This is a genomic window from Agromyces selenitireducens (assembly GCF_052748465.2).
Window position 1 is genome coordinate 3,614,995 of record NZ_CM188259.1, and the last position, 26,763, is coordinate 3,641,757.

The following is a 26,763-nucleotide window of genomic DNA, read 5'->3' on the forward strand; positions in this document are numbered from 1 at the left end:
GGCCCGGCACCACATGGATCCCGCCGAACCTCCTTCAATGCCGACTGGAGCACATCCATGCACATCGCACGATCACGCCTCGCGGCGCTGACGATCGGGGCCGCGGTCGCGGCATCCGTCGCCTTCGCGGGGCCCGCTGCCGCTCACCCCGGCCACGACCACGGCGACGAGGTCACGGCCACGACGTGGGCCAACTACGAGCGCGTCACGCTCGCCACGACGGACGGGGTCGGCGAGCCGATCGACCTGGCCGTCCTGCCCGACTCGCGCGTGCTGCACACCACACGCTCGGGGCAGCTCCGCCTCACCGATCCGGCCCAGGGCACCACGACGACGGTCAACACGATCGACGTGTACGCCAACTCCGAGGACGGCCTGCAGACCGTCACGCTCGACCCGGACTTCGAGGAGAACGGCTGGGTCTACCTCTACTACGCCCCGCGCGTCATGGAGGCTCCGTACCCGACGACGACCCCGACCGGCTCGGCACCGCAGACGCTGCCCGCCGGCGCCGACGCGTCGTACTGGGACCAGTGGAAGGGCTACAACCAGCTCAGCCGCTTCACGTGGGACGCCGAGGCGAACGCCCTCGACATGTCGACCCAGCAGGACATCATCAAGGTCGAGGTCCAGCGCGGGCAGTGCTGCCACGTCGCCGGTGACGTCGCCTTCGACAACGACGGCAACCTGCTGCTCGCCACGGGCGACAACACGCCGGCCGGTACCCCCGGTGCGAACGGCTACGCGCCCAACAACGACCGCCCCGGCTACAACCCCGGCTTCGACGCACGTCGCGGCGCCGGCAACACGAACGACCTGCGCGGCAAGATCCTGCGCATCTCCGTGCAGGAGGACGGCAGCTACACGATCCCCGAGGGCAACCTGTTCGAGCCTGGCACCGCCGACACGCGTGCCGAGATCTTCGCGATGGGCCTCCGCAACCCGTTCCGCATGGACTTCGACCCGGTGACGGGCGCCGTCACCTGGGGCGACTACGGCCCCGACGCCGGCACCGCGAACGACCTGCGCGGCCCGATGGGCTACGTGGAGTGGCAGTCGACGACCACGCCGATCAACGGCGGATGGCCCTTCTGCCACGGTCCGAACGCGAACTACAACGACTGGGACTTCGAGACCGCGACCCAGGGCGAGTGGTTCGACTGCGAGGGAACGCTCATCAACACGAGCACCCACAACACCGGGCTCGACCAGCTGCCCACCGCGACCGCGCCGCAGATCTGGTACGGCGACCGGCCCGAGCACCAGCCCTGGCCGGAGTTCGGATCGGGCGGCCAGGCCCCGATGGGCGGCCCGACCTACCGCTACGACGAGGAGAACGAGTCGGCCACCAGGTTCCCGGCCTACTGGGACGGCAAGGCCTTCATGGGCGAGTTCTCGCGCGACCGCGCGTTCGTGTTCTCGCAGGACGACCCGGACGGCGAGGTCACGGAGATCGAGGACTTCCTGCCGAACAGCGCGCTCGGCGGCGCGGACCTCGGCGCGTGGGACAACGTGATGGACATGGAGTTCGGTCCGGACGGTTCGCTCTACGTGCTGAACTACGGCGACGGCTTCTTCCGCCCCAACCGGGATGCCGGCCTCTACCGCATCGACTACGTCGAGGGCACGAAGGGCCCGCGTGCGGTGGTCGAGGCATCCGTCACCTCTGGTGACGGCCCGCTGACCGTCGAATTCGACGCCTCCGGTTCGACGCACCCCGACGAGCTCGCGCTGAGCTACGCGTGGGACTTCGAGAACACGGGCACGTTCACCGAGGGTGAGGCGACCGCGTCGCACACCTACGAGGAGGACGGCCAGTATCAGGCCCGCGTCCGCGTCACCGACGAGGGCGGCCGGGTCAGCCTGGCCTCGCTCACGATCACCGTCGGCAACACCGCGCCGATCGTCGAGATCGTCTCGCCCGTCAACGGCTCCTTCACCGACTGGGGCGACGAGGTCGCCTTCGAGGTGAAGGTCACCGACCCGGACGAGGAGATCGACTGCGAACGCGTGCTGTGGAGCTACGGCCTCGGCCACGACAACACGCACACGCACCCGCTGTTCACGGGGTCGGGCTGCACGGCCACGATCGAGACGGCCCTCGAAGCCGGGCACGGCGAGACCGAGAACATCTACGCGCAGATCGGCGCCTCGTACACCGACGCCGGCACCGACACGGCGCCCGCGCTGACCGGTGACGACGTGGTGCTCCTCAACCCACGTGCCCTGCAGGCCGAGCACAGCGACGCCCGCAGCGGTGAGCAGACCGTCGTCGACGACGAGACGGCGGCGGGCTTCCGCCACCTCACCGGACTCGACGCCGGCGAGTGGATCGCGTTCGACCCGGTCGAGTTCGGCGGCATCACGGGCGTCCAGGTCCGCGCGAAGGGCGAGGGCGAGGTGTCGCTCCGCTGGGCCGACGCCGACGCCGACGCCTTCGCGACGTTCTCCGTCGACTCGGCGGAGTGGTCGGACGTGTCGGTGCCCCTGGTGACGATCCCCGAGGGGACCGGACGGGTGGTCGTGACCTCGACGGGAGGCGTGGACCTCGACCAGTTCGTGTTCACGACCTCGGCGGGCGACATCCGCTCGCTGCTCGACACGCTCGCCGCAGGCACGCGCATCACCAAGGGCGCGGCCGTCTCGTTCGGCGACGTCCTCGACGAGGTCGAGGCGGCACTCGAGGCCGGTGACGCGGCGACGGCGACCGAGCGGCTGCAGTTCATCGTCACGCAGGTCCCCAACCGGATCCGCACCGACGATGACGCCGCGACCCTCGTGATCCGCGCGGTCGAGGCGGTGATCGCCGACCTCGCATAGCGCTTCGCGGCGGCGGGGCTCATCACCCGCCGCCGCGAATCAGGCCGGTGCGGTCGGGAAACGACCTTGGCGGGATCCGCCGGCCGCACCAAGTCCGAGTCGGGCCGTGCTCCACGTGGAGCACGGCCCGACTCGTCGTGCGCACCTCTCGTGCACCCGCCCGGTTCGGCACTAGCCTTCGACCATGGTGCGCCTCCTGATCAGCTTCGCGATCTCCCTCGTCTCCGCCGCGCTCGGCCTGCTGATCGCCGCCTGGATCCTCGAGGACTTCCACGTCGAGCCCGGCGGCTTCATCGTCGCGGTCCTCGTGTTCGCTATCGCGCAGGCGATCCTCTCGCCCTTCATCTTCAACGTGGCCCGTCAGTACGCTTCGGCGCTCCTCGGCGGGATCGGCCTCGTCTCGACGTTCGTCGCCCTGCTCATCGCGTCGCTCTTCCCGGGCGGCATCCGCGTCGACGGCGTCGTCACCTGGGTGCTCGCGACCCTCATCATCTGGATCGTCACCGCGCTCGGCATCTGGCTGCTCGGCCTGTGGTGGCTGAAGGGGCGCCGCGCAGAGCGCAAGGGCGCCTGACCGGGGGCATACCCACCCGGGTACCAGACCCGGCGTCGTGCGCGCAACGGCCTTGCGATCGGCCGCCCATCCCGGTGGCATGGGCGCCAGGAGGTGGACGCCATGTCGACGAACAGGGAAACGCACGCCACCGGACACGGAGGCGACGGGCACGGCAGCGCCGAGCATGACGAGAAGGAGCAGTCCCGTCAGACCCTGAGGATGTACCTGCGCTTCGCCGCGATGATCCTGACCTCGATGGTGGTCATGTACTTCGTGATGTTCGCCGGCTCGTGGGAGTGGACACACATCCGGTTCAGCCAGAGCCGCATCTTCATGGCCGTGACGATGGGCGGCACCATGGGACTGGTCATGCTGGCCTGGATGCTCGGCATGTACAAGAGCACGAAGGGCAACATCGCCGTCATCGCCGCGAGCGTGCTCCTCATCGGCGGCGGCATCGCCCTCGACCGCACGCAGGCCACCGTGGACGACACGTCGTTCATGCGCGCGATGATCCCGCACCACTCACTGGCGATCACCCGGTCCGAGCGGTTCCAGAACGAGGACGTCCGCGTCTGCGAGCTCGCCGTCGAGATCAGCGAGGCGCAGCGACGCGAGATCACCGAGATGGACTGGCTGATCCGGGACATCGTGGAGAACGGCCCGGCGACGACCGCCGCCGAGGCGGAGTCGCGCGCCGTGCCCGACTTCGGCGAGCCGGCCGATCGGACCTGCCCGTCCGAGTGACGGCCCCGGCAGCGGCGCGACGAGGGGTGACGGATGCGCGGCTCGGGCAGCCGGCGGCGCGTGGCGGGTGGCGGGTGGCGGGCGTCAGGCGTGCTCGGGACGGTACGCGAGCACCGCGCCCGCGACCGAGATGCGCACCTCGGCGCCGCGCGGCATGAGTCCCGACGCGGTCACGCGGGCGCGCAGGCGCATGCCGTCCGCGAGCGCGATGGCGAGCATCGCGTCGTGTCCGGTGTACTCGACGTCCGTCACCACGCCGTCGAGGGCAGCGGATGCGACCGACTCGGCACCGGCGGCGACGGATGGGGCGTCCGCGGGCGTGACGCGCAGCTCCTCCGGCCGGATGAGCACCGTGACGGCGTCGCCGTCGGCGGGCGTGAGCCCCGCGGCATCCGTCACCGGAACCGCGCGCAGCCGCCCGACCGACGTCGCGACCTCGTCGCCGTGCAGCACGCCCGGCAGGAACACCGCATCGCCCACGAACCCCGCCACCCACGGCGTCGCCGGCACCCGGTAGACCTCCTCGGGCGTGCCGAGCTGCAGCACCTCGCCGCCGCGCAGCACCGCGACATGGTCGGCGATCGACAGCGCCTCGGCCTGGTCGTGCGTGACCAGGATCCCGGTGACGCCCTCCGCGCGCAGCAGCTCGCGCACCGAGGCGCGGAGGTCGGCCCGCAGCATGGGGTCGAGCGCGCCGAACGGCTCGTCGAGCAGCACGAGCTCGGGTGCGGAGGCGAGGGCGCGCGCAAGCGCCACCCGTTGGGCCTGCCCGCCCGACAGCTGGCCGGGCGAGCGGTCGGCGAGCGGGCCGAGGTCGACCAGGTCGAGCAGGCGGCGCACCTCGTCGGACTTCGCCGCACGACGGGCGGCCCGCGAGGAGCCGCGGCCGGCGAGCATTCCGAACGCGACGTTCTCGGCGACCGTGAGGTGCGGGAACAGCGCCGCGTCCTGCGGCACCCATCCGATGCGGCGCTTCTCGGGCGCGAGGTGGATGCCGTGCGTGGTCACCATCCGGTGCCCGATGCGGATCTCGCCGGACCGCGCGCGGAGCAGGCCCGCGATGGTGCGCAGCAGCGTCGTCTTGCCGCAGCCGCTCGGACCCACGATCGCGAGGAGCTCGCCGTGCGGAACCTCGACGTCGACGGCGTGCAGCACCGGCGCCCCGTCGTACCCGACGGTCAGGTCGCGGACCTCGAGCCGACTCATCCGATGACCTCCCTGATCGGCTCGTGCGCCGCGACCCGACCGGTGCTCGTCGCGGGCGCGATCGCCTCGCGGGTCGCCTCGCGTCCGGCGCGCGCGTCGGAGAGCAGGAACGCCGGGACCGCGGCGACCAGCAGCAGGGCGACGGCGTACGGCGCCGCGGCGCCGTACGCGGAGACATCCGTTCGCTGCCACAGCTCGACCGCGAGCGTGTCGGTGCCGGTCGGTCGCAGCATGAGCGTGGCGGGCAGCTCCTTCATGGCGCTCACGGCGGCGAGCAGGGCGGCCGCGAAGATGCCCGGGCGGGCGAGGCGCGCCGTGACCGTGAGCCACGTGCGGGCGCGCGAGTTGCCCAGGGTCCGCGAGACGTCCTCGAGGGACGTGGGCACCTGGCCTGTCGCCGCGCGGATCGACCCGATCGCCTTCGGCATGAACAGCACGCCGTAGGCGAACGCGAGCACGAGGGCGGTCTGGTACAGCGCCGGGACGACGCTGAGCGAGAAGAACACGAGCGACAGCCCGACCACGATGCCCGGCAGGCCCAGTGCGAGGTAGCCGGCCGACTCGATCGTGCGCACGGCGCGGCCCCGGTGCCGAGCCGCGAGCACGCCGATCGGCAGCGCGAGCGCGACGGCGACGACCGCGCCCCCAGCCGAGAGCAGCACGGTGTTGCCGATGGCCTGCGCGAGGTTCGCCGGGTCGAAGGCGCGCAGCGTCTCGGCCGTGAGCACGCGCGAGAGCAGCACCGCGACGGGCACGACGACGGCGACCGCGGGCACCAGCGCGAGCAGCAGCATGCCCGGCATCGTCCAGCGGCCGAGCCGCGCCATCCGTCGCCGACCCGTCGCAGGCGCCGCCTGGATGCGCCGCGCGGCGCGACCGCGCGCGACCTGCTCGGCGACCACCACGAGCAGCGCGAGCGTCACGAGCAGCACCGCGAGGACCGCCGCCTCGTCGCGACTGAAGCTCGCCGAGTACGCCTGCTGGATCGCGGTCGTGAGCACGGGGAACCGGAAGAGGGCCACGCCGCCGAAGTCGCTCAGCGTGTACAGCGCGACGAGCAGCGCGCCGGCGCCCACGGCCGGCCGGATCTGCGGCCACGTGCCGAGCATGAACGAGCCGAGCGGGCCGCGCCCGAGCGTGCGGGCGACGTCGTCGAGCCCCGTGCCGCCGATGCGCAGCGCGGCCGCGACCGGCAGCGTCACGTACGGCACCGACACGAAGCTCAGCACGAGCCACGCGGCCCAGAACCCCTTCATCGACGGCTGCCAGGCGAGCCATCCGTACGCGGCGAGGTACGACGGCATCGCGAGCGGCAGCGCGGCGAGCACCGCCCAGAACCCGCGCCAGCGCAGCCGGGTGCGGGCGAGCAGGTACGCGCTCGGCACGCCCAGGGCGACCGCGGTGGCGGTGACGGATGTCGCGAGCAGCACCGAGTTGCCCACCAGCATCGGGATGCGGGGCCGCTCGAACACCGCCGCGAGCTCGGCCGGGTCGGCCGAGGCCACCCGCACCACGAGGTGCACGACGGGGATCGCGGCGAGCGCGACGGCCACGAGGGATGCCGCGACGAGCCCCCACGGGCGGCGGGGGCTCGGAGTCGCGACCTGGGCAGTCATGTCGTGGTCAAGCGTAGGGCTGCGAAGGCGGATGCCGGCTGGGAGGGGTCCGCGCGCAGCATCCGCTCACCCGCCGCTAGATCAGGCCGTTGTCGGCCAGCAGGCGCTGGGACTCCTCGACCGAGTCGAGGTCGGAGAGGTCGAGGCCGGGGTTCACGAGCGTGTCGATCGCGGGCAGGCCCTCGGGGGCGTCGATGCCGGGCAGCAGCGGGTACTCGAAGGTCTCCTCGACGAAGTACCGCTGCGCCTCCTCCGAGACGAGGTACTCGACGAACGCGCGGGCGTCCGCGTCATCCGCCGCGCCCTTCAGGATCGCGGCACCCGTCACGTTGACGATGCCGCCCGGGTCGCCGGGCAGGAACTTCAGTTGGGCCCGCATGCCGTCGGCGCCGACCTCGGCGGCCTGGCGGAACCAGTAGTAGTGGTTGATGAGGCCGAGCTGCACCTGGCCGGTGTTCACCAGGTCGAGCGTGGCGAGGTTGTTCTCGGTGAGCTCGGGGTCGTTCGCGGCCATGCCCTCGACCCAGGCGGCGGCAGCCTCTTCGCCCTCGAGCACGCGCAGGGCCGTGATGAAGGACTGCGTGCTCGCGTTGCCGGGCGCGAACGCCACCTCGCCCGTCCACTCCTCGCCGGTGAGCGCGTCGACGGAATCGGGCACCTCGTCCTCGGCGAGCTCCTCGCCGTCGTACGCGATGACGCGGGCGCGGCCGGTCACGCCGATCCACGAGTCGTCCTGCGAGGTGAAGCCGTCGGGGATCAGGCCGGCAAGGTCGGACGGGATGTCGGCGACCAGGTCGGCGTCGGCCAGCGCGCCGAGCGCGCCGGCGTCCTGCGAGAGGAAGACCTGCGCGGGCGTCTGCGCGCCCTCCTCGAGGAGCAGCGCCGCGAGCTCGGGCGTCGCGGCGTATCGGGCCTCGACGTCGATGCCGGTCTCCTCCTCGAACTGCTCGACGAGCGGGCCGACCAGGCCTTCGTCGCGCCCGATGTAGACCGTGAGCGTCCCTTCCTCGTCGGCGGGGTCGGTCGCACAGCCCGTCAGGACGAGTGCTGCGGCGAGGCCGGTCGTGGCGAGGGCGATTCCGCGGTGGGCGCGCATGGGCGGGCTGACTCCATCGGTCGGTGGAAGGTGAGGACCCGTCGAACGCGGGTGGTACTTAGCTTAGCCTCACCTGCCTTCGCGCGCGTGCGGGGCGTCGCTGCGCGACATCCGCGGTCGCCCGAGCGCTCGCGCTCGACCCCGATTCGCTCGGCTCCGGGCCCGTCCCCTCCCCTCCCGACGCCCACCGTTCACAGGAGTTTCCGCCGTGCGAAGGACGAACGGGGCGACGAGATCCTGCGCATCGCGGATTCTCCGGTACACCGCGAGCGCTCCGAACGCTTGACGCACCTGGACGGCCGGCGTAGCGTAAGCAAATCATTAATTAAGGAGTTGCTTACGTGAAGGCGGCGGACGACGAGCTCAGCCGGGTGTTCCACGCACTCGCGGATCCGACGCGGCGGGCGATCCTGTCCCGCCTTCATGCCGGTCCGGCGACGGTGGGCGCCTTGGCTGAGCCGTTCGCGATGAGCCGTCCGGCGATCTCGCAGCACCTCGCGGTGCTCGAACGCGCCGGGCTCATCGAACGCACCGCCACCGCGCAGTGGCGCACGTGTTCGCTGCGCACCGAACCACTAGACGAGGCGTCGGCCTGGGTCGATCGGCACCGCGGCGAATGGAACGAGCGGTTCGATCTGCTCGACGAGCAGCTCCGCCGGATGAAAGGGGAGAACCCATGACCGAGCGCACGCATGACGCGCAGTTCACCATCACGCGCGTCTTCGACGCGCCCCGCGAGCTGGTCTGGCAGGCCTGGACGGCGTCGGCGGATGCCGCGGAGTGGTGGCATCCGCGCGGCATCGAGATCAAGGAGGGCAGCGTGGCGATCGACGTGCGACCCGGCGGGCGGTACGCCTACACGATGGTGAACCCCGCCGACGGCGCCGAGTACCCGACCGTGGGCGTCTACCGCGAGGTCGACCCGCCGAAGCGGCTCGTGTTCACCTGGGCGTCACCCGGCGAGCCGGATGACACGGCGCCCGTGATCACGATCGACCTGCGAGAACTCGAGGGCGACCGCACCGAGATGCTGTTCCACCTGCGCGGCGTCGCCGGAGCCGCGGGCGACGAGAACGTCTACGACGGCTGGGACTCCGCGTTCGACCTGCTCGACGAGCAGCTCGCGGCGCAGGTGCGCTGATGGGCCGCCTCGTCGTCGAGCAGATCGTCTCGGCCGACGGGTACGCGGCCGACGCCGACGGCGGCATCGGGTTCTTCGAGGCCTCTCCCGAGATCGCCGGCGACGCGGCATCCGGCGCCGGACCGATCGACCGGGAGCAGCTCGAATGGCTCGCCGGCGTCGACGCGATCCTCCTGGGTGCGAACACCTACCGCATGTTCGCCGACTACTGGCCCGACGCCGATCCCGCCGTCGAGCCGGTCGCCGAACCGATCGCACGGCTTCCGAAGCACGTCGTCTCGAACACGCTCGAGCGCGCGCCGTGGGGCGACGGCGAGATCGAGGTGCTGCGGGGGGATGCCGCGGCATCCGTCGCCCGCCTGAAGGCACGCTTCGACGCGACCGTGCTGTGGGGCAGCCTGCAGCTCGCCGACGCGCTGTTCGAGGCCGGACTGGTCGACGAGTTGCGGCTGCGGGTCGTGCCCGTGCTGATCGGGGCCGGGCGGTCGTTCACGCCGACGGGGCTCGGGCAACGCGGGCTCGCGCTCGACCACGCGACGACGCAGCCGTCGGGGCACGTCTCGCTGCACTACCGGCTTCGGTGAGCCTCACCGGCGCGGATCGGCGGCGAGCCGATCCGCGCCGGTCGGCTCCTCGGCGGCGACCGACCCGGTGACGCCGGCGAACTGCGCCGAGATGAGCCGGTACGACCGCGTCGTGAAGGCGAGCAGCGCGAGGGCGACCATGACGAGCCCCGCGAACAGGAACACCAGGGCGATGCCCCGGGCGTCGCCCTCGCCGAGCACCCAGCCCCATGCCGCCCGCCCGCCCTCGGACTCCATGAAGGGGATGATCCAGAACTCGGCGATGGGCGCGATGAGGAACGCCGTGACGGGCGCCGCCGCCGACTCCACTGCGGCGGCCAACCCGAAGACCCGGCCCTGCCGGCGGAACGGCACGACCTTCTGGATCACCGTCTGCTCGGCCGCCTCGACCGCCGGCACGAGCGCCATGTAGAGGAAGATGCCGGCGGCGTACAGCCACCACCATTCGCGGATCGTGAACAGAGCGCCGAGCACTCCCATGCCGACGACCACGAGGAGCATGGTTCGGATCGGGTTGCGCCCGAGCCCGAATCTCGCGATCGCGATGCCGCCCACGATGAACCCCGTCGACGCCACTCCGAGCACGATGCCCCACACCTCGACGGCGAACAGCGTGAGGCCGTACGGGTCCATGAGTGCCAGGTAGACGCCGCCGATCAGGTTGTTGAACGTGGCGAAGAGGATGAGCGCGAACAGCCCCGGCGCGGCCCGGATCGCCACGACGCTGCCGCGTACGTCGATCGCCGGCTGACGGTCGCCGTCGCGCTCGGGGATGCCCTCGGGGATGCGGAGGAACAGCAGGTGCACGAGCGCGGCGAGGGTCAGTGCGATCGCGATCACGAGGGTCCACCCCATGCCCAGGAACCCGATCGCGAGGCCGCTGAAGACGCTCGTCACGATGAACGCGAGGCCCTGCACGGTGCCGACCATGCCGTTCGCGTTCGCGTGCCGCTCGACGGGCACGAGCAGCGTCACCGTCGTCGACAGCGCGATGTTGCGCATGTGCTCGACGACCGAGCCGAACAGGATGATGCCCGCGAACACCCAGAACCAGGGTCCGCCCAGGTCGACGAGCGCCGACTCGGGCTGCAGCAGGTAGACGACCCCGGCGAGGGCGAACGACGCGAGCGTCAGGGCGCTCGAGAAGATCATCACCTGGAGCTTGCGGTGCCGGTCGACGATCGTGCCGAACAGCATCGCGAAGAACGCGATGAGCAGCATGTAGGCGCCGCCGATGATACCCGTCGCGAGCACCGAACGGGTCTCGAGGTACACCCAGAAGGTGAGCGCGAACCACAGGAAGCTCGTCGTGATGTTCGCGACCATCGTGTTGGCGAGCACCTGGAGGAACAGGCGCATGCCGTTCGGCGGCGGCTCCACCCCGGGTCCGGATGCCCCGCGCGAGTCGGTCTGTCCCTCGGCCATGATCGGGAGCGTAAGCCGATCCACCGACATCCGGGAGCCCCACCTCACCCGCGCGACGGATGCCGTGGGGGGCGGCGGCGCATAGCGTGGTGCCATGCCCCGCAGCCCCGAGGAGACGCCGCCCGTGCTCGACGGCGTCGAGTGGGTTCGGCCCCGGCCCACCCCGGAACACGTGCGGAACGACGCCCTCCTGGCGTTCGTGCTCCTCGCGGCGGCCACCGCGAGCCTCGTGCTCTACCGCGCGACAGGCTACGGCGACGACGCGCACTGGGCCTGGTCGGCCCTGTGGGCGGCCGGCATGACCCTGCCGCTGGCCGCGCGTCGACTCGCCCCCGAGATCGTCGCGATCGTCGCGGCGGGCGTCTTCATGGCCGGAGCGATCGCCGAGGTCGGCGAACTCCTCATCTGCAACATCGCCCTGTTCATCGCGATCTACACCGTCGGGGCGTGGGGCCGGAGCCGAGTCCGCGCCCTCGTCGCGCGTGCCGTGATCGTCGTCGTCATGTTCGGCTGGCTGCTGTGGACGCTCGCCTACTTCTCGGCGGTGCAGGACTACCTGCCCGACCTGGACCGCGAAGCTGACGGGCTCCTCTCGCCCTACGTCGCGTACGGGCTCATCAACGTCCTGACCAACCTGCTGTACTTCGGCGGTGCGTGGTACTTCGGTGACGCCGCGTACCGCTCCGCGCGAGCGCGGGTCGCACTCGAGCAGCGCACGTCCGAGCTCTCCGCGGAGAGGGAGCGGTCGCGCGAGCAGGCGGTCGCCCTCGAGCGCATGCGCATCGCCCGCGAGCTGCACGACTCCGTGGCCCACCACGTCTCCGTGATGGGCGTGCAGGCCGGTGCCGCGCGGCGCGTGCTCGAGCGGGATCCGGAGGCCGCGGCATCCGCGCTCTCGTCGATCGAGCAGAGCGCGCGCGACGCGGTCGACGAACTGCATCGCACGGTCGCGGCGCTGCGCGCACCCGATGACGCGACCGGGGCACGGACGGCGCCCGGTGACGGGGTCGGCGACTCCGAGCCGACGGATGCCGCGGTGAGCACGCTGCGCATCGAACGCCTCCCGCGTCTCATCGACGACGTGCGCGCCACCGGCCTGCCGGTCGAGCTGACCGTCGTCGGCGAGTCGCGCGACGTGACGCCCATGGTCGACCTCGCGCTCTACCGCATCGCGCAGGAGGCGCTCACCAACGTGCGCAAGCACGCGGGGGCGTCCGCGCGGGCCGACGTCCGCGTGCGCTGGCTCGACGAGGCGATCGAACTCGAGGTGACGGACACGGGTGTCGGCGGGCGGGCGACGGGGGATCCCGTCGGGGCGGCTCCGGCCAGGGGCGGGATCCGCACCGGCGGCCTCGGGCAGCTCGGCATGCGCGAGCGCGTCGCGGCGGTCGGCGGCACGCTCGAGCTGGGGACCCGTCCACGGGGCGGCTACCTCGTGCGGGCGCGCGTGCCGTACCGGCGGGGGACCCGATGACCGCGGGCGGGGCCGCGAGAGCCCCCGGTTCCGCCATCCGGGTGCTCGTCGTCGACGACCAGGCGCTCGTGCGCGCGGGGTTCCGCACCATCCTCGACTCGGAGGAGGGCATCACGGTCGTCGGCGAGGCGGCGGACGGCGAGGACGCGATGGATGCCGCGGCGTCGTTGCGGCCCGACGTGATCTGCATGGACGTGCAGATGCCGGGGACGGACGGGCTCGAGGCGACCCGCCGCATCCTCGACGCCGCGTCGCCGACGCCGCCCGCGGTGCTGGTGCTCACCACGTTCGACCGCGAGGACTACCTGTTCGCGGCCCTCGAGGCCGGGGCGAGCGGCTTCCTCCTGAAGAACTCGAGCCCCGAGCAGCTCATCGAAGCGGTGCAGGTCGTCGCCCGTGGCGACGCGCTGCTCTCACCGGACGTGACGAGGCGGGTCATCGAGGCGGCATCCGCGGCTCGGCGACCGCGAAGCCACCCCCCGGAACCCGCCCTCGCGGCGCTCCGCGACCTCACCGCTCGCGAACGCGAGGTGCTCGTGCTGCTCGCCGAGGGACTCTCGAACGCCGAGATCGCCGCGCGCATGTGGGTCGGCGAGGCGACCGTGAAGACGCATGTGTCGAAGGTGCTGATGAAACTCGGGCTCCGCGACCGGGTCCATGCCGTGGTCTACGCCTACGAGCACAGCATCGTGCGGCCACCGGGCTGAGCACCGCCGTCCGGCCTCCGTCGCGCGACGGAGGCCATGCGCAGCCGGCGTCGACGAACCCGACCTGCGACGGATGCCGCGGCCGGAGCTTCTGCGTACCGTGGTCCGCATGCTCGAACTCAGTCACCTCACCAAGCGGTACGGTGAGCGCCTCGCGCTCGACGACGTCTCCTTCACGGTCGGCGCGGGCCGCCTCACCGGGTTCGTGGGCGGCAACGGCGCGGGCAAGACGACCGCGATGCGGATCATCCTCGGCGTGCTCGCCGCCGACACCGGCCGGGTCGCGCTCGCCGGGTCCCCCGTCACCGAGATCGATCGCCGCCGGTTCGGTTACATGCCCGAGGAGCGCGGCCTCTACCCCAAGATGCGGGTGCTCGAGCAGATCGTGTACTTCGCTCGGCTGCACGGCTGGAGCCAGGCGGCGGCGCGACGCAACGCCCTCGACCTGCTCGAGCGCCTCGGGCTCGGCGAGCGCCTCGACGACACCGTCGAGTCGCTCTCCCTCGGCAACCAGCAGCGGGCGCAGATCGCGGCGGCGCTCGTGCACCGACCGGAGGTGCTCGTGCTCGACGAGCCGTTCTCCGGCCTCGACCCGATGGCGGTCGAGACGGTGCAGTCGGTGCTGACGGATGCCGCGGCATCCGGTGCGCCCGTGCTGTTCTCGTCTCACCAGCTCGACGTCGTCGAGCGGTTGTGCGACGACCTCGTCATCATCGCCGACGGCCGCATCCGCGCGTCCGGATCGAGGGACGAGCTGCGCGAGCAGCACGGCGCCGAGCGCTGGGAGCTGCTCATGTCGGGCGACGCGGGCTGGCTGCGGGAGCGGCCGGGCATCCGGGTCGCCCGGTTCGACGGCGGGTGGGCCGTGTTCGAGGCCGAGTCGGAGGCGGCCAGGCAGGCGGTCCTCGCCGAGGCGGTCTCGCGCGGCGAGGTCGTCACGTTCGCACGCGAGCACACGACGCTCGCCCAGATCTTCAAGGAGGTCGTCCGATGACCGTCGATGCACGCCACGACGCGGAGCGCACCGTTCCGACGTTCCCGGCGACGGTCGGGCTGGTCGCCGGCCGCGAGATCATGTCGCGGCTGCGCTCCAAGGCGTTCGTGATCTCGACCGCCATCCTGATGCTCGCGGTCCTCGCGTCCGTCATCCTGCCGAGCGTGCTCGGCGGGGGCGATGAGGACGCCCGCGTCGCGGTGGTCGGCTCCGCAGCGGCGGCGACGGACGGCGTCGACGGGCTCGAGTCCGTGCCCGTGGCCGATCGAGCGGAGGGCGAGGCGCTCCTCCGCGACGGCGAGGTGGAGGCCGTCGTCGTGCCCGCGACATCCGAGGGCGTCGGCGTGACCGTGATCGGGATGGACGAGGCGCCGGGTCCGGTCGTGTCCGCGCTGTCGATCGCGCCCTCGGTCGAGCTCCTGGAGCCGGCACTGGTCGACACGGGCCTCGCCTACCTCGTCGCGTTCGGCTTCGGGATCGTGTTCTTCATGTCGGCGATCACGTTCGGGTCGACCATCGCCTCATCGGTGGTCGAGGAGAAGCAGACCCGCGTCGTGGAGCTCCTGCTGTCGACGGTCAGCGCGAGGGCGCTCCTGACCGGGAAGGTCGTCGGCAACTCCGTCATGGCCTTCGGCCAGATCGTGGCGATCGCGGGGCTCGCGCTGATCGGCCTGGCCGCCACGGGCCAGCGCGTGCTGCTCGGCGGCGTCGGCCCGTCGGTCGCCTGGTTCGCGGTGTTCTTCGCGGTCGGCTTCGTCATGCTCGCGGCGCTGTTCGCCGGCACGGCGTCGATGGTCTCGCGCGTCGAGGACGTGGGGTCGGTCACCACGCCGGTGACCATGCTGATCATGCTCCCGTACTTCCTCGTGGTGTTCTTCTTCGACGACCCCGTCGTGATGGCGATCATGAGCTACGTGCCCTTCTCGGCGCCGATCGGGATGCCGGTCCGGATCTTCCTCGGCGACGCGGCGTGGTGGGAGCCGCTGCTGTCGCTCCTGATCCTCGCTGCGACGACCGTCGCCGCCGTCCTGATCGGCGAGCGCATCTACCACAACTCGCTGCTGCGGATGGGAGCGCGCGTGAAGCTCGGCGAGGCGCTCGCGAAGTAGGGCTCCGGTCAGCGGATGCCGGCGACCACCGCGACCGTGCCGGCGGCGGTGCGCTCGGGATCGCCGCCGTCGCCCTGCGTGCACGCGGCGAGCGCGAGCACGCTCCCGACGCACAGCACGAATCCCGCGAGGTAGGGCACCACAGTCCGATCGATCACGGGGGCAACGTTCCCCCAACCAGGGGGTGGCGTCAACGGGTTGCGCATCACGTTCACGTCTCGTTCACGCGCGGGCGCGGCATCCGCTCGGCCGGGGAACGGGTCGTCGGGCCGCGTCTGGGAGAATCGTCCGGTGACCCACGAATTCGTCCCCCTCCACGATCCCGAGTTCCGCGGCTTCGCCTCCGACAACTACTCGGGCGTGCACCCCGAGGTGCTCGCCGCGATCGCCGGCGCCAACGGCGGGCACCAGGTCGCGTACGGCGACGACGCCTACTCCGACGACCTGCAGAGGCTGTTCGCGCGGCACTTCGGCGACCCCGTCGAGGTGTACCCGGTGTTCAACGGCACGGGCGCCAACGTGACGGCGCTGCAGTCGATGCTCCCCCGCTGGGGTGCGGTCATCGCCGCGTCCACGGCCCACATCAACGTCGACGAGGGCGGTGCGCCCGAGCGGGTCGGCGGCATCAAGCTGCTGACGGTGCCGACGGACGACGGCAAGCTGACGCCCGAACTCGTCGACCGCGAGGCGTGGGGGTGGGGCGACGAGCACCGCGCGCAGCCGCTCGTCGTGTCGATCACGCAGACCACGGAGCTCGGCACCGCGTACTCGGTGGACGAGATCCGCGCGCTCGCCGACCACGCGCACGAGCGCGGCATGAAGCTGCACATGGACGGCGCGCGCATCTCCAACGCGGCCGCCTCGCTCGGGCTGCCGCTGCGCGCCTTCACGCGCGACGCCGGCGTCGACGTGCTGAGCTTCGGCGGCACCAAGAACGGCGCGCTGCTCGGCGAGGCCATCGTGGTGCTGGACCCCGAGGCATCCGTCGGCTTGAAGTACCTGCGCAAGCTCAACATGCAGCTGTCGTCGAAGATGCGGTTCGTGTCGGCGCAGCTCATCGCGCTCCTCGACGGCGACCTGTACCTGCGCAACGCGTCGCACTCCAACGCGATGGCGCGCCGCCTGCGCGACGCGCTCGACGCCGGCATCGCCGCGGGAGAGATGCCGGGCCTGTCGTTCACGCAGGAGACCCAGTCGAACGGCGTGTTCGCGGTGCTGCCGCCGGGGGTCGCCGATCGACTGCGCGAGCGCGGGTTCAAGTTCTACGACTGGGACGCCGCGCGCGGCGAGGTCCGCTGGATGTGCGGGTTCGACACCACCGAGGACGACATCGACGCGTTCGTGCAGGGCATCCGCGAGGAGCTCGCGCGCGGCTGATGGTGTGCGTTGCTCAGGACGGCGCGCCGGTGGCGGCGCTGTCGGGCGGCGAGTCGTCCTGAGGAACCGTCTGTTCGCGGACGCGGTTCCTGAGAACGGATGGCGCGGGCCCGCAGCATCCGACCTCGGAATACCGATCCGATCGATGCGTTGTAATGGAGTGGGCCGACGGCGTCCCGGCACATCCGCACCGTCCGGGAAGGCCACGCCATGACCCTCATCGAAACCACCACCCGCCGCGCCGACACCGACGCACCCCTCATCGCTCCCCTCATCGAGCGCTGGAGCCCGCGCGCCTACGACCCCGCCGCAGAGCTCTCGGAGCAGGACGCCCGTACCCTGCTCGAGGCGGCACGCTGGGCGCCGTCGGCGAACAACCTGCAGCCGTGGCGGTTCATCTTGGCCCGCCGCGGCGACCCGGCCTTCACCACGATCCACGACGCGCTCATGGGCTTCAACCAGGCGTGGGCCGACTCGGCCGCCGCGCTCGTCGTGAACGTCGCCGAGGTCGCCGACGACGCGGGGACGCCGCGCCCGTGGGCGAAGTACGACCTCGGCCAGGCGGTCGCCCACATGACCGTGCAGGCCCAGCACGACGGCCTCCACACCCACCAGATGGGCGGTTTCGACGGCGCCCGCCTCGCCGAGGCGTTCGGGCTTCGCGACGGCCTCGAGATCGTCTCCATCACGGCCGTCGGCAAGGTCGGCGACGCGTCGGCCCTGCCCGAGCCGCTCCGCGAGCGCGAGGTGGCCCCCCGCAGCCGCAAGCCGATCGACGAGCTGCTCATCACCGCGGCCTGAGCCGCCCGCCGAATCCGACGGGAGGAACTTCCGTGAGACACGCCGTCCCCGCGCGGGCGACGCGCGCAGCATCCGCCCGAAGTTCCTCCCGTGCCGGCTACGGGCGCAGCAGCACCTTCGTCGCGCGGCGTTCGTCCATCGCGGCGTAGGCCTCCGCGGCATCCGTCAGCGGCAGTTCGAGGTCGAAGACGAGACCGGGGCGGATGGCGCCGGAGCGCACGTCGGGCAGCAGGTCCTCGATGTACCCGCGCACCGGCGCGACGCCGCCGTTCACGCCGACGTTGCGGTTGAACATCTGCCGGATGGGCAGCTCGGGGCCTCCGTTCGGCACGCCGACGTAGCCGACCATGCCGCCGGGCCGCGCCGAGCGTAGCGCCTGGTCCATCGACTCCTTCGTGCCGACGCACTCGAGCACCCGGTCGGCGCCGATGCCGCCGGTGAGCTCCTGCACCGCCGCGACACCCTCGTCGCCGCGCTCCTCGACGACGTGGGTGGCGCCGAACTCGCGAGCGAGCGCCTGCCGGTCGGCGTGCCGCGACATCGCGATGATCGTGGTCGCGCCCAGGCGCTTCGCGGCGATGATCGCGCACAGCCCGACCGCGCCGTCGCCCACGACGGCGACCGAATCGCCGGGGCCGACGCCGGCCGAGACCGCCGCGTGGTGACCGGTGCCCATGACATCCGACAGGGTCAGCAACCCGGGGACCTCGTCGTCGTCGACCGGCCCCGGCACGACGACCAGCGTGCCGTCGGCGAGCGGCACGCGCACCCGCTCGCCCTGCGCGCCGTCGGCGAACCCGCCCGCCTTGTCGTCGCCGCCCCACCAGCTGCCCTGCAGGCACGAGGTGCTCACGCCGTTGCGGCAGTTCGCGCAGGTGCCGTCGCAGACGTAGAACGGCGCGATCACGAAGTCGCCGGCCTCCACGCGCGCGACGTCGGAGCCGACCGACTCGACCACGCCGACGAACTCGTGCCCGATGCGGTGCGGCTCGCGCGTCGGGGTCACCCCGCGGTACGGCCACAGGTCGGATCCGCACACGCACGCGGCGACGACGCGCACGATCGCGTCGCCGCCGGTCGACAGCACGGGGTCGGGCACCTCCTCGACGCGGATGTCACGGGCAGCGTGGATCACGGTGGCGAGCATGCCCTCGAGCCTAGGCGGCGACCTGCGACGGGTCGATCCGGGCGCACCCGATGCCGTGTCGTCGGGCTCCGGCAGAATGCTTCGAGTGACCGGCATGACCGCCTTCTGGAGCGCACTCCCGACCGAGGGGCGCTGGCTGCTCTCGACGGTCGCGATCTCGACCCTGGGGCGCGGTCTCACTCTGCCGTTCACGATCATCTACCTGCACGAGGTGCGCGGCTTCGACCTCGCGCTCTCCGGCGCGCTCATGAGCCTCATCGCCGTCACGGGGCTCCTCGTGACGGGCCCGGGCGGGACGCTCATCGACCGATACGGCGCGCGCCCGGTGCTGCTCGCCGGACTCGCGTCGATGGTCGCCGGGGCGTCGCTGCTCGCGTTCGCGACGCATGCCGCGGTCGCCGCGGTCGCCCTCGTCCTCATGGGCGTGAACTTCGGCGTGTCCTGGCCAGGCTTCAACGCGCTCATCGCCACCGTCGTCGACGGCGATCTCCGCCAGCAGTACTTCGGGGTCAACTTCGCCCTCGTGAACCTCGGCATCGGCGTCGGCGGCGTCATCGGCGGCTTCTTCGTCGACGTGGCCGAGCCGGCCACGTTCACCGCGATCTTCCTGATCGACGCGGCGAGCGCCCTCATCCCGATGGCGCTGCTGCTCGGTCCGCTGCGACACGTCCGCACGCACGCCGCGCCGGAGGAGCACGTCGACGAGTCCGCTGACCCGGCGAGCTACCGGGCGATCCTCCGCCGCCCGGCGATCCTCTGGCTCACGCTGCTCACGTTCATCGCGATGTTCATCGGCTACGGGCAGCTCGAGGCGGGCTTCCCGGCGTTCGCGCGCCAGGTCTCGGAGGTGTCGACGCGCGTCGTGGGGCTCTCGTTCGCGGTGAACACGGCCGTCATCGTGGTGCTGCAGTTCGCCGTGCTCAAGCTCATCGCCGGTCATCGTCGCACGCGCGTGATGCAGGTGATGGCCGTGATCTGGGCCGGCGCGTGGCTGCTGCTCGGCGCCACCGGACTGCTGCCCGACTCGATCGCGGCGGCGATCGGCGTGCTCGCATTCATGGGCGTGTTCGCCTTCGGCGAGACGATGCTGCAGCCCACCGTCCCCGCGATGTACAACGACCTCGCCACGGACCGCAACCGAGGGCGGGTCAACGCGATCAACTCGGCGGCGTTCCAGGGCGGCGCGATCACGGGCCCGATCGTGGCCGGCCTGCTGCTCGGCGAGGGGCTCGACGCCTGGTACATCGCGACGATGGTCGCCGGCTGCGCCGCGATCGCGCTGCTGGCCGTGGCCCTCGAGCGCCGCGTGCCGGCGTCGGCCAACGGTGTTCCGGCGAGGGCGCCGGTGGTCGAGTAGCGGCCACCGGCGTACGGCTACTCCTCGACGATCTCGGCGTCGATGACGTCGTGGTCGCCGCCGACCGGCACGTCGCCCGGAGCCTCGGCCCGCGTGACCGTGAGGTGCTCACCGCTCGGGTCGAGCCCGACCACGACGGTGTCGCCGTCGCGGATCTCGCCCGAGAGCAGCGCCCGCGCGAGACGGTCGGCGACCTCGGTCTGGATGAGCCGGCGCAGCGGGCGGGCGCCGTACAGCGGGTCGTACCCGCGCTCCGACAGCCAGGCGCGCGCGTCGGGCGTGACGCCGAGCTCGAGCCGGCGCTCGTGCAGCCGCGCCGTGAGCCGGTCGACCTGCAGGTTCACGATCTCGCCGAGCTCCTCCTGCGTGAGCGTCGAGAACACCACGAGGTCGTCGAGTCGGTTCACGAACTCGGGCTTGAACGACTGCCGCACGGCCGCCATGACCGCGCCCTCCTTCTCCTCCCACGACAGCGTCGGGTCGATGAGGAACTGCGACCCCAGATTCGACGTGAGCACCAGGATCACGTTGCGGAAGTCGACCGTGCGACCCTGCCCGTCGGTCAGGCGACCGTCGTCGAGCACCTGCAGCAGCACGTCGAACACCTCGGGGTGCGCCTTCTCGACCTCGTCGAGCAGGATCACCGAGTAGGGCCGACGGCGCACGGCTTCGGTGAGCTGGCCGCCCTGCTCGTAGCCGATGTAGCCGGGAGGGGCGCCGACGAGCCGCGAGACGGAGTGCTTCTCGCCGTACTCCGACATGTCGATGCGCACCATCGCGTGCGGGTCGTCGAACAGCACGTCGGCGAGCGCCTTGGCGAGCTCGGTCTTGCCGACGCCGGTGGGGCCGAGGAACAGGAACGACCCGGTCGGCCGGTCGGGGTCGCTGACTCCGGCGCGGGCACGGCGCACGGCGTCGGCGACGGATGCCACGGCGCGCTTCTGCCCGATGACGCGCTTGCCGAGCTCGCCCTCGAGCTGCAGCAGCTTCTCGGTCTCGCCCTGCATGAGCCGGCCGACGGGGATGCCGGTCCACTGCGCGATGACGGCGGCGATGTCCTCCTCCGTGACCTGCTCGTTGACCATGCGGGGCTCGTCCGGCGCCTCCTCGGCGCGCTCGGCCTCCTCGAGGTCGCGCTGCAGCCGGGCGATGGTCTCGTACTCGAGCTGCGACGCCTTCGCGTAGTCGGCCTCGCGCATGGCACGGTCGCGCTGGGTGATGGCCTCGTCGAGCTCCTTCTTCAGTTCGCCGACGCGGTTCAGCGACATCCGCTCGCGCGCCCAGCGCTCCTCGAGTCGCACGAGCTCGCGCTCCTGCTCGGCCAGCGTCTCGCGCAGCTTCTCGAGCCGCTCCTTGGACGCGTCGTCCTTCTCCTTCTTGAGCGCGAGTTCCTCGAGCCGCAGCCGGTCGACCTGGCGCTTGAGCTGGTCGATCTCGACGGGGCTCGAGTCGATCTCCATCTTGAGCCGGCTCATGGCCTCGTCGACGAGGTCGATGGCCTTGTCGGGAAGCTGGCGGGCCGTGATGTAGCGGTTCGACATGGATGCCGCGGCCACGAGCGCGGCGTCGGTGATCGTCACCCCGTGGTGCGCCTCGTACCGGCCCTTCAGCCCGCGGAGGATCGCGACCGTGTCTTCGACGGACGGCTCGCCGACGAACACCTGCTGGAACCGGCGCTCGAGCGCGGCATCCTTCTCGATGTACTCGCGGTACTCGTCGAGCGTGGTCGCGCCGATGAGTCGCAGCTCGCCGCGCGCGAGCATGGGCTTCAGCATGTTGGATGCCGCGACGGAGCCCTCGCCGCCGCCCGCGCCCATGAGCAGGTGCAGCTCGTCGACGAACGTGATGATGCGGCCCTCGGCGTCGTTGATCTCCTTGAGGACGGCCTTCAGGCGCTCCTCGAACTGGCCCCGGTACATGGCGCCCGCGACCAGGGCGGAGATATCGAGCGCGACGAGTTGCTTGTCCTTCAGCGACGCGGCGACGTCGCCCGCGACGATGCGCTGCGCGAGCCCCTCGACGACCGCGGTCTTGCCGACGCCGGGCTCGCCGATGAGCACGGGGTTGTTCTTCGTGCGGCGGGTGAGCACCTGGCTGACGCGACGGATCTCGGCGTCGCGGCCGATCACCGGGTCGAGCTTGCCCTGGCGGGCGATCTCGGTGAGGTTGACGCCGTACTGTTCGAGCGCCGACTTCTGCTCCTCCTGCGTGCTCGGCGCGCCCTGCATGTTGGCCACGGGGCTCCCTTCGACAAAGTTGAGTGTACTACGCTCAACTCTCCCGATGCGAGTGGTATTCCGGATGCCGCGACCGGATGTCGCGGCCCTCGAACCCCCTCACGCGCCGCGAGTGTCCAGCGGATGCCACCGCGGGCCCTCGGACGCAGCATCCATCGGACACTCGAGAGCCTCAGGCGGCGCGTGCCCGGGCGCATCAGTCGGACTCGCCCGGCGCGAGCCCCTCCTCCTCCTGCACGGCGTGCGCGTCCTCCGCGCGCGCCCGGTCGGCCGCGACCTCACCCGCACCCGCCCCGCTCCCGCCCGCGTCCTCGCCGACGTCGATCGGACCGCCGGCCACGAGGCCGTCGTCCGTGTCCTCTCGGTCCCCGGCATCCGCGTGGCCGTCGGCGCCGCGGACCATCCCGTCGCCGAACGCCGCCTGCTGCCCGGCGCTCATCGCCGCGGCATCCGCTCGCCCGCGGTCCTCGCCGTCACCCGTCGTGTCCATTCCACGCCTCCTTCGCTGATGCGGCCAGCGTAGGCACCCTGCCGCGCCACCGCCCGGGGGTTGCGCTCGCGCGCACGATCCCTCCATCCCGTTCTCAGGAGGCGGTCGCCCCGACCTGCGCTGCTCAGGACGGCACGCCGGTCCGCGCTACCGCGCGCGGCGTGTCGCCCTGGGAACGGAATGCGTGCGAGGCCCGCCACGTTGGGCAGAACGGACGCAGGAACCGAACGAGGAGGAACGGATGCCGCTGCAGGGCGAGTACGCACCCAGCACGTCGAAGTGGGCGCGCGACCAGGCCGAGACCTACGAGGCCACGGGCGGGCAGGAGGCCAACCTGCTGCGCGGGCGCCCCGTGATCGTGCTCACGACCGTCGGCGCGAAGAGCGGCAGGCTCCGCAAGACCGCGCTCATGCGCGTCGAGCACGACGGCGAGTACGCGGTCGTCGCGTCGCAGGGCGGCGACCCCGAGCACCCGGCCTGGTACTTCAACATGAAGCGGCAGCCGCACGTCGAGCTGCAGGACGGACCCGTCAAGCGCGACTACCTCGCCCGCGAGGTCACGGGCGACGAGAAGGCCGTCTGGTGGCAGCGAGCGACCGCGGTGTGGCCGCCGTACGACGACTACCAGGCGAAGACCGACCGGCAGATCCCGCTCTTCGTGCTCACGCCGTTCGATCCCGACGCCGGCTGAACGCGGCGCCGACGACGCGCGGGGGGCGAGCGCTCAGAGCCAGCGCATCGTGAACGCCCGCGCGAGCAGCGCGCGCGTCGGCGCCAGCCCCAGCATCCGCACCGACGCGTTGCGCGCACGCAGCCGCAGCCCGCTCACGGGCGCGCCCATGCGCATGTTGAACGCCGCCTGCCGCATGGCGCGGATCGCGGCCCCGCGCCGCGCGCGCTCGTAGGCGGCGAACGCGTCGAGCGGCGCGCCCGCGGCGAGCGCCGCCTCGAGCTCGTGCGAGAGGTGCTGCGCGCCGATCCAGCCGAGGTTCATCCCCTGGCCGCCGATGGGGCTGACCTCGTGGGCGGCGTCGCCGACGAGGGCGACGCGTCCCGCCGCGATCGGCTGCGCGAGGTGCTGGCGGGCGTCGAACGCGGTCGGCTCGCCTGCGGCATCCGTATCGAACCCCTGGCCTGTGCGGGCCTCGACGATGGCCGCGACCGTCGGCGCATCGAGCACCGACGGCCGGCGCCGCACGCGGGCGACGTACCGGCGCAGGCCCCCGGGCATCGGGAACGACTCGACGACCCCCGTCGGCTCGAAGTGCAGCAACGCGGTCTCGCGCGCTCCGGTGTCGTCGCGCGTGTCGCACATGACGTAGGTCGCGCCGCGCCCGCGGGGCCGCCAGCGCGCGTCGATGAGCGAGCGGATGCCGCTGCGCACCCCGTCGGCGCCGACGACGTAGCGCGCCGGCACGTCGACCTCCGCGCCGGCCTGCGTCCCGACGACGACGACGTGCGTGCCCCGGTCGCGGAGTCCCGTCACCTCGACGCCGCGACGCACCCGCACGTCGGGCAGCTCCTCGAGGCGCTCCTCGAGCAGCGCCTCGACCTCGCGCTGCGGCAGCGACCGCACGAGGCCCGAACGCGGGAACCGCATTGCCCCGAGCGTGCGCCCCTCGCACGTGACGCGCCCCTCGCGGATGACGACGGCACGCTCGCGCACCGCGTCGCCGATGCCGACGTGGTCGAGCACCTTGAGGCCGGGCGGGTGGACGCCGATCGCCCGCGATGGCGCTCCCGGCGGCGGCGGCTCGGTGCGTCGTTCGAGCACGACGACGTCGCGACCGCGAGCGCCGAGCAGGCACGCGAGCAGGAGCCCGACCGCGCCGCCGCCGACGATGGCGACGTCGTGGATCGGCGCGTCCGGGCGGACGGCCCCGGCCGGGTCAGTCATCGCGGATCTCGCTGCCCCACACGAGCTCGAGGCGGGAGGGGAAGCCGCGCTTGACGCGCCATCCGCCCGGCACGGCACGGGCGAGCTCCGGTGCGGTGTGGCTGCGGCGGATCGACGTCAGCCCGTCCGGACGGATGAACGAGCCGGCGAAGACGGTGAGCGCGAAGGGCAGCGTCGCCGCCCAGAACGCCAGGTAGGCGCCGCGGCTGCGCTCGATGTCGCCGTGCACGGCGATGCCGCCGGGGGCGACGAGCCGTTCGGAGTCGGCGAGCAGCCCGCCGAGCTCGGCCGCGGTGAGGTGGTGCAGCACGTGGTTCGACCAGACGACGTCGAAGCGCTCGCCCTCGGCGACGAGGTCAGAGGTCGTCGCCGCGCGCGCCCGGAGCCGCGGACCCGCGTAGCGCGACGCGTACCGCACGGCGCGCTCGTCGGGGTCGATCGCGAGCACCTCCAACCGCAGCCCGTCGCGTTCGGCATGCCGGAGGATCTGGCGGGGAAGGTCGCCCCCGCCGGCGCCGATGTCGAGCAGCCGCGAGGTCCGCGTCGGCGAGAGGTGCGGCCGCACCCACTCCTCGTACACGGCAGCGGGGCGCGACACGATCCGGTTGACGAGCCCGAAGCGCCGGTACGTGCGGTCGAGCGCGACGGGGTCCGCGGCGGGGTCGTCCATGAGCTCGAGGGCGTGCTCGTCGCGTCGGTCGAGCGTGGCGAGGGCGCGCAGCAGCCCGGGCTCACCGGACCCGAGGCGCGCCATCCGTCACCCCCGTACCGTCAACAGCGCCGACTCGACCGTGAGGCCGGGTCCGAACGCCATCGCCGCGACCCGATCGCCGTCGGCCGAACCCGCACCGTCGAGGATGTGCCGCAGCACGAAGAGCACGGTGACGCTCGACATGTTGCCGAAGTCGCGCAGCGTGTCGCGCGCCGGGACGAGCTGCGCCTCGGCGAGCGCGAGCCGCGACTCGACCTTGTCGAGGATGCTGCGCCCGCCCGGATGGATGGCCCAGTGGGCGACGTGCTCGCCCGCGGCATCCGTCGCCAGTGCCTCGGCGAGGTCGTCGTCGGGGGCGAACAGCGGTTCGAGCGCACCCGTGATGTGGTCGTCGATGATCGACGGCACCGCGTTGGAGAGCACCATCTCGAAGCCGTGGTCGCCGATCTTCCAGGCCATGTCGCCCTCGCCGACGGGAGTGATGCGCGTCTCGAAGCGGTCGAGCGAGAGCGCCCGCTCACCCTCCTCGAGCGGCCGCGCCGTGACGATGCCGGCGCCCGCGCCATCGGCGAACAGCGACGACGCCACGATCGTGTCGGGGTCGTTCGACGAGCGCAGGTGCAGCGTGCACAGCTCGACGCTCACCACCAGCACGACGGCGTCGGGATCGGCCACGCAGAACTGGGCCGCGTTCCGCAGCGCCGGGATCGACGCGTAGCAGCCCATGAACCCGAGGTGGTACCGCTGCACGGCCGGGCCGAGACCGAGTTCGCGCACGAGCATGAAGTCGGGGCCGGGCGCGTAGAAGCCGGTGCACGACACGGTCACCACATGGGTGATGTCGGATGCCTCGACGCCGGGCGTCGCCGAGATCGCCTGCCGGGCTGCCTCGAGGTAGAGCTTCGTCGCCTCGACCGCGTAGATGTCGTTGCGGGCCTTCGTACCGGGGAAGAGCAGGTCGCCGCTCACGCGGTCGAAGAACACCGGGTCGTCGCCGACGTCCTCGAAGGTCAGCTCGTCGAGCACGGTGTACCTGCGCTCGATGCCCGACACGTCGAACGACGTCGTGATGATGCGCTGCGCCAGCCGGTTGAGTCCGGGCTGGGCGGCGAAGACGTCGCGGACGGCGGGCTGCGGCAGCACGGTCGCCGGGACCACGGTCGACAGGCCTCGGAGGTGCACCCCCGCGCTCACGCCGTCGTCCTCGGATCGGTTCGTCGCTGCGGCATAGGTGCCCCCTCTCCCGCTTGCAGACTAACCAGCCGGTCGC

25 protein-coding genes are annotated in these 26,763 nt (G+C 72.1%); 14 read left to right on the plus strand and 11 right to left on the minus strand.

Going from position 1 to position 26,763, the window contains the following annotated elements:
- Positions 1 to 57: 57 nt before the first annotated feature.
- The 3 genes from ACULK4_RS17025 to ACULK4_RS17035 all read left to right on the plus strand — a co-directional run bounded on the left by ACULK4_RS17025 (position 58) and on the right by ACULK4_RS17035 (position 4,123).
- Entirely contained in the window at positions 58 to 2,820 is a 2,763-nt protein-coding gene (locus tag ACULK4_RS17025; protein ID WP_445963580.1) for a PQQ-dependent sugar dehydrogenase, read from the plus strand.
- A gap of 184 nt (positions 2,821 to 3,004) precedes the next feature.
- Positions 3,005 to 3,394, plus strand: a complete 390-nt coding sequence (locus ACULK4_RS17030) for a phage holin family protein (RefSeq protein WP_445963581.1) — start codon at positions 3,005 to 3,007, stop codon at positions 3,392 to 3,394.
- A 102-nt stretch (positions 3,395 to 3,496) separates the two neighbouring features.
- A complete protein-coding gene (locus tag ACULK4_RS17035) occupies positions 3,497 to 4,123 on the plus strand; it encodes a DUF305 domain-containing protein (protein ID WP_445963582.1) in 627 nt (208 codons plus the stop codon).
- An 84-nt stretch (positions 4,124 to 4,207) separates the two neighbouring features.
- On the opposite strand, the gene ACULK4_RS17040 is transcribed toward ACULK4_RS17035, so the two are convergent.
- From ACULK4_RS17040 to ACULK4_RS17050, 3 genes are all read right to left on the minus strand, one after another.
- Positions 4,208 to 5,329, minus strand: coding sequence for an ABC transporter ATP-binding protein (locus tag ACULK4_RS17040; protein ID WP_445963583.1), 1,122 nt, complete (start codon positions 5,327 to 5,329; stop codon positions 4,208 to 4,210).
- Positions 5,326 to 6,945 carry an ABC transporter permease gene (locus tag ACULK4_RS17045; protein ID WP_445963584.1) on the minus strand — a complete coding sequence of 540 codons (1,620 nt, stop codon included), beginning with the start codon at positions 6,943 to 6,945 and terminating at the stop codon, positions 5,326 to 5,328. Before ACULK4_RS17045 ends, ACULK4_RS17040 begins: the two co-directional genes overlap by 4 nt.
- Positions 6,946 to 7,021: 76 nt before the next feature.
- The gene (locus ACULK4_RS17050) at positions 7,022 to 8,041 is read right to left on the minus strand and encodes an extracellular solute-binding protein (protein ID WP_445963585.1); all 1,020 of its coding nucleotides are present in this window, start codon (positions 8,039 to 8,041) and stop codon (positions 7,022 to 7,024) included.
- A 341-nt stretch (positions 8,042 to 8,382) separates the two neighbouring features.
- Between ACULK4_RS17050 and ACULK4_RS17055 the strand changes: the two genes are divergently transcribed.
- From ACULK4_RS17055 to ACULK4_RS17065, 3 genes are read left to right on the plus strand one after another with little or no spacing between them, the layout of a single operon-like run.
- Complete coding sequence (locus ACULK4_RS17055) at positions 8,383 to 8,721, plus strand: ArsR/SmtB family transcription factor (protein ID WP_445963586.1); 339 nt, start codon at positions 8,383 to 8,385, stop codon at positions 8,719 to 8,721.
- Positions 8,718 to 9,182 carry an SRPBCC family protein gene (locus tag ACULK4_RS17060; RefSeq protein ID WP_445963587.1) on the plus strand — a complete coding sequence of 155 codons (465 nt, stop codon included), beginning with the start codon at positions 8,718 to 8,720 and terminating at the stop codon, positions 9,180 to 9,182. The genes ACULK4_RS17055 and ACULK4_RS17060 overlap by 4 nt, the downstream gene beginning before the upstream one ends.
- On the plus strand, positions 9,182 to 9,766 hold the full coding sequence (locus tag ACULK4_RS17065) for a dihydrofolate reductase family protein (RefSeq protein ID WP_445963588.1): 585 nt from the start codon (positions 9,182 to 9,184) through the stop codon (positions 9,764 to 9,766). The genes ACULK4_RS17060 and ACULK4_RS17065 overlap by 1 nt, the downstream gene beginning before the upstream one ends.
- Before the next feature lie 3 nt (positions 9,767 to 9,769).
- On the opposite strand, the gene ACULK4_RS17070 is transcribed toward ACULK4_RS17065, so the two are convergent.
- Entirely contained in the window at positions 9,770 to 11,125 is a 1,356-nt protein-coding gene (locus ACULK4_RS17070; RefSeq protein WP_445964138.1) for an MFS transporter, read from the minus strand.
- A gap of 160 nt (positions 11,126 to 11,285) precedes the next feature.
- Here ACULK4_RS17070 and ACULK4_RS17075 point away from each other — a divergent pair, with 160 nt between their 5' ends.
- From ACULK4_RS17075 to ACULK4_RS17090, 4 genes are all read left to right on the plus strand, one after another.
- The gene (locus ACULK4_RS17075; protein ID WP_445963589.1) at positions 11,286 to 12,665 is read left to right on the plus strand and encodes a sensor histidine kinase; all 1,380 of its coding nucleotides are present in this window, start codon (positions 11,286 to 11,288) and stop codon (positions 12,663 to 12,665) included.
- A complete protein-coding gene (locus tag ACULK4_RS17080) occupies positions 12,662 to 13,372 on the plus strand; it encodes a response regulator (RefSeq protein ID WP_445963590.1) in 711 nt (236 codons plus the stop codon). The genes ACULK4_RS17075 and ACULK4_RS17080 overlap by 4 nt, the downstream gene beginning before the upstream one ends.
- Positions 13,373 to 13,481: 109 nt before the next feature.
- Positions 13,482 to 14,366 carry an ABC transporter ATP-binding protein gene (locus ACULK4_RS17085; RefSeq protein ID WP_445963591.1) on the plus strand — a complete coding sequence of 295 codons (885 nt, stop codon included), beginning with the start codon at positions 13,482 to 13,484 and terminating at the stop codon, positions 14,364 to 14,366.
- Positions 14,363 to 15,475 carry an ABC transporter permease gene (locus tag ACULK4_RS17090; RefSeq protein ID WP_445963592.1) on the plus strand — a complete coding sequence of 371 codons (1,113 nt, stop codon included), beginning with the start codon at positions 14,363 to 14,365 and terminating at the stop codon, positions 15,473 to 15,475. The genes ACULK4_RS17085 and ACULK4_RS17090 overlap by 4 nt, the downstream gene beginning before the upstream one ends.
- 8 nt (positions 15,476 to 15,483) lie before the next feature.
- On the opposite strand, the gene ACULK4_RS17095 is transcribed toward ACULK4_RS17090, so the two are convergent.
- Positions 15,484 to 15,633 carry a hypothetical protein gene (locus ACULK4_RS17095; RefSeq protein WP_445963593.1) on the minus strand — a complete coding sequence of 50 codons (150 nt, stop codon included), beginning with the start codon at positions 15,631 to 15,633 and terminating at the stop codon, positions 15,484 to 15,486.
- Between the two features lie 133 nt (positions 15,634 to 15,766).
- Here ACULK4_RS17095 and ACULK4_RS17100 point away from each other — a divergent pair, with 133 nt between their 5' ends.
- Positions 15,767 to 16,852, plus strand: a complete 1,086-nt coding sequence (locus ACULK4_RS17100; RefSeq protein ID WP_445963594.1) for a threonine aldolase family protein — start codon at positions 15,767 to 15,769, stop codon at positions 16,850 to 16,852.
- 210 nt (positions 16,853 to 17,062) lie between these two features.
- Positions 17,063 to 17,653 carry a nitroreductase family protein gene (locus tag ACULK4_RS17105; RefSeq protein WP_445963595.1) on the plus strand — a complete coding sequence of 197 codons (591 nt, stop codon included), beginning with the start codon at positions 17,063 to 17,065 and terminating at the stop codon, positions 17,651 to 17,653.
- 97 nt (positions 17,654 to 17,750) lie between these two features.
- On the opposite strand, the gene ACULK4_RS17110 is transcribed toward ACULK4_RS17105, so the two are convergent.
- Positions 17,751 to 18,800, minus strand: a complete 1,050-nt coding sequence (locus ACULK4_RS17110) for a zinc-dependent alcohol dehydrogenase family protein (protein ID WP_445963596.1) — start codon at positions 18,798 to 18,800, stop codon at positions 17,751 to 17,753.
- 94 nt (positions 18,801 to 18,894) lie between these two features.
- On the opposite strand from ACULK4_RS17110, the gene ACULK4_RS17115 reads away from it, so the two are divergent.
- Complete coding sequence (locus tag ACULK4_RS17115; protein WP_445964139.1) at positions 18,895 to 20,157, plus strand: MFS transporter; 1,263 nt, start codon at positions 18,895 to 18,897, stop codon at positions 20,155 to 20,157.
- 17 nt (positions 20,158 to 20,174) lie between these two features.
- On the opposite strand, the gene ACULK4_RS17120 is transcribed toward ACULK4_RS17115, so the two are convergent.
- Together ACULK4_RS17120 and ACULK4_RS17125 are read right to left on the minus strand one after the other, a co-directional pair.
- Positions 20,175 to 22,385, minus strand: a complete 2,211-nt coding sequence (locus ACULK4_RS17120) for an ATP-dependent Clp protease ATP-binding subunit (protein WP_445964140.1) — start codon at positions 22,383 to 22,385, stop codon at positions 20,175 to 20,177.
- Between the two features lie 205 nt (positions 22,386 to 22,590).
- On the minus strand, positions 22,591 to 22,884 hold the full coding sequence (locus tag ACULK4_RS17125) for a hypothetical protein (RefSeq protein WP_445963597.1): 294 nt from the start codon (positions 22,882 to 22,884) through the stop codon (positions 22,591 to 22,593).
- Positions 22,885 to 23,125: 241 nt separating this feature from the next.
- On the opposite strand from ACULK4_RS17125, the gene ACULK4_RS17130 reads away from it, so the two are divergent.
- The gene (locus tag ACULK4_RS17130) at positions 23,126 to 23,575 is read left to right on the plus strand and encodes a nitroreductase family deazaflavin-dependent oxidoreductase (RefSeq protein WP_445963598.1); all 450 of its coding nucleotides are present in this window, start codon (positions 23,126 to 23,128) and stop codon (positions 23,573 to 23,575) included.
- Positions 23,576 to 23,608: 33 nt separating this feature from the next.
- Here the strand turns inward: ACULK4_RS17130 and ACULK4_RS17135 are convergent, their stop codons facing one another.
- The 3 genes from ACULK4_RS17135 to ACULK4_RS17145 are packed head-to-tail and all read right to left on the minus strand — an operon-like array spanning position 23,609 to position 26,687.
- On the minus strand, positions 23,609 to 24,781 hold the full coding sequence (locus tag ACULK4_RS17135) for an FAD-dependent oxidoreductase (protein WP_445963599.1): 1,173 nt from the start codon (positions 24,779 to 24,781) through the stop codon (positions 23,609 to 23,611).
- Positions 24,774 to 25,535, minus strand: a complete 762-nt coding sequence (locus ACULK4_RS17140) for a methyltransferase domain-containing protein (RefSeq protein WP_445963600.1) — start codon at positions 25,533 to 25,535, stop codon at positions 24,774 to 24,776. The genes ACULK4_RS17135 and ACULK4_RS17140 overlap by 8 nt, the downstream gene beginning before the upstream one ends.
- A 3-nt stretch (positions 25,536 to 25,538) precedes the next feature.
- Positions 25,539 to 26,687 (minus strand): type III polyketide synthase, encoded by a 1,149-nt coding sequence (locus tag ACULK4_RS17145; protein WP_445963601.1) that lies wholly within the window; start codon positions 26,685 to 26,687, stop codon positions 25,539 to 25,541.
- Between the last annotated feature and the right edge of the window lie 76 nt (positions 26,688 to 26,763).

Coding starts and splice junctions, on each gene's coding strand:
- ACULK4_RS17025 (WP_445963580.1), top strand. CDS start 58: ATGCACATCGCACGATCACGCCTCGCGGCGCTGACGATCGGGGCCGCG.
- ACULK4_RS17030 (WP_445963581.1), top strand. CDS start 3,005: ATGGTGCGCCTCCTGATCAGCTTCGCGATCTCCCTCGTCTCCGCCGCG.
- ACULK4_RS17035 (WP_445963582.1), top strand. CDS start 3,497: ATGTCGACGAACAGGGAAACGCACGCCACCGGACACGGAGGCGACGGG.
- ACULK4_RS17040 (WP_445963583.1), bottom strand. CDS start 5,329: ATGAGTCGGCTCGAGGTCCGCGACCTGACCGTCGGGTACGACGGGGCG.
- ACULK4_RS17045 (WP_445963584.1), bottom strand. CDS start 6,945: ATGACTGCCCAGGTCGCGACTCCGAGCCCCCGCCGCCCGTGGGGGCTC.
- ACULK4_RS17050 (WP_445963585.1), bottom strand. CDS start 8,041: ATGCGCGCCCACCGCGGAATCGCCCTCGCCACGACCGGCCTCGCCGCA.
- ACULK4_RS17060 (WP_445963587.1), top strand. CDS start 8,718: ATGACCGAGCGCACGCATGACGCGCAGTTCACCATCACGCGCGTCTTC.
- ACULK4_RS17065 (WP_445963588.1), top strand. CDS start 9,182: ATGGGCCGCCTCGTCGTCGAGCAGATCGTCTCGGCCGACGGGTACGCG.
- ACULK4_RS17070 (WP_445964138.1), bottom strand. CDS start 11,125: ATGCGCCTGTTCCTCCAGGTGCTCGCCAACACGATGGTCGCGAACATC.
- ACULK4_RS17075 (WP_445963589.1), top strand. CDS start 11,286: ATGCCCCGCAGCCCCGAGGAGACGCCGCCCGTGCTCGACGGCGTCGAG.
- ACULK4_RS17080 (WP_445963590.1), top strand. CDS start 12,662: ATGACCGCGGGCGGGGCCGCGAGAGCCCCCGGTTCCGCCATCCGGGTG.
- ACULK4_RS17085 (WP_445963591.1), top strand. CDS start 13,482: ATGCTCGAACTCAGTCACCTCACCAAGCGGTACGGTGAGCGCCTCGCG.
- ACULK4_RS17090 (WP_445963592.1), top strand. CDS start 14,363: ATGACCGTCGATGCACGCCACGACGCGGAGCGCACCGTTCCGACGTTC.
- ACULK4_RS17105 (WP_445963595.1), top strand. CDS start 17,063: ATGACCCTCATCGAAACCACCACCCGCCGCGCCGACACCGACGCACCC.
- ACULK4_RS17110 (WP_445963596.1), bottom strand. CDS start 18,800: ATGCTCGCCACCGTGATCCACGCTGCCCGTGACATCCGCGTCGAGGAG.
- ACULK4_RS17115 (WP_445964139.1), top strand. CDS start 18,895: ATGACCGCCTTCTGGAGCGCACTCCCGACCGAGGGGCGCTGGCTGCTC.
- ACULK4_RS17120 (WP_445964140.1), bottom strand. CDS start 22,385: ATGCAGGGCGCGCCGAGCACGCAGGAGGAGCAGAAGTCGGCGCTCGAA.
- ACULK4_RS17125 (WP_445963597.1), bottom strand. CDS start 22,884: ATGGACACGACGGGTGACGGCGAGGACCGCGGGCGAGCGGATGCCGCG.
- ACULK4_RS17130 (WP_445963598.1), top strand. CDS start 23,126: ATGCCGCTGCAGGGCGAGTACGCACCCAGCACGTCGAAGTGGGCGCGC.
- ACULK4_RS17135 (WP_445963599.1), bottom strand. CDS start 24,781: ATGACTGACCCGGCCGGGGCCGTCCGCCCGGACGCGCCGATCCACGAC.
- ACULK4_RS17140 (WP_445963600.1), bottom strand. CDS start 25,535: ATGGCGCGCCTCGGGTCCGGTGAGCCCGGGCTGCTGCGCGCCCTCGCC.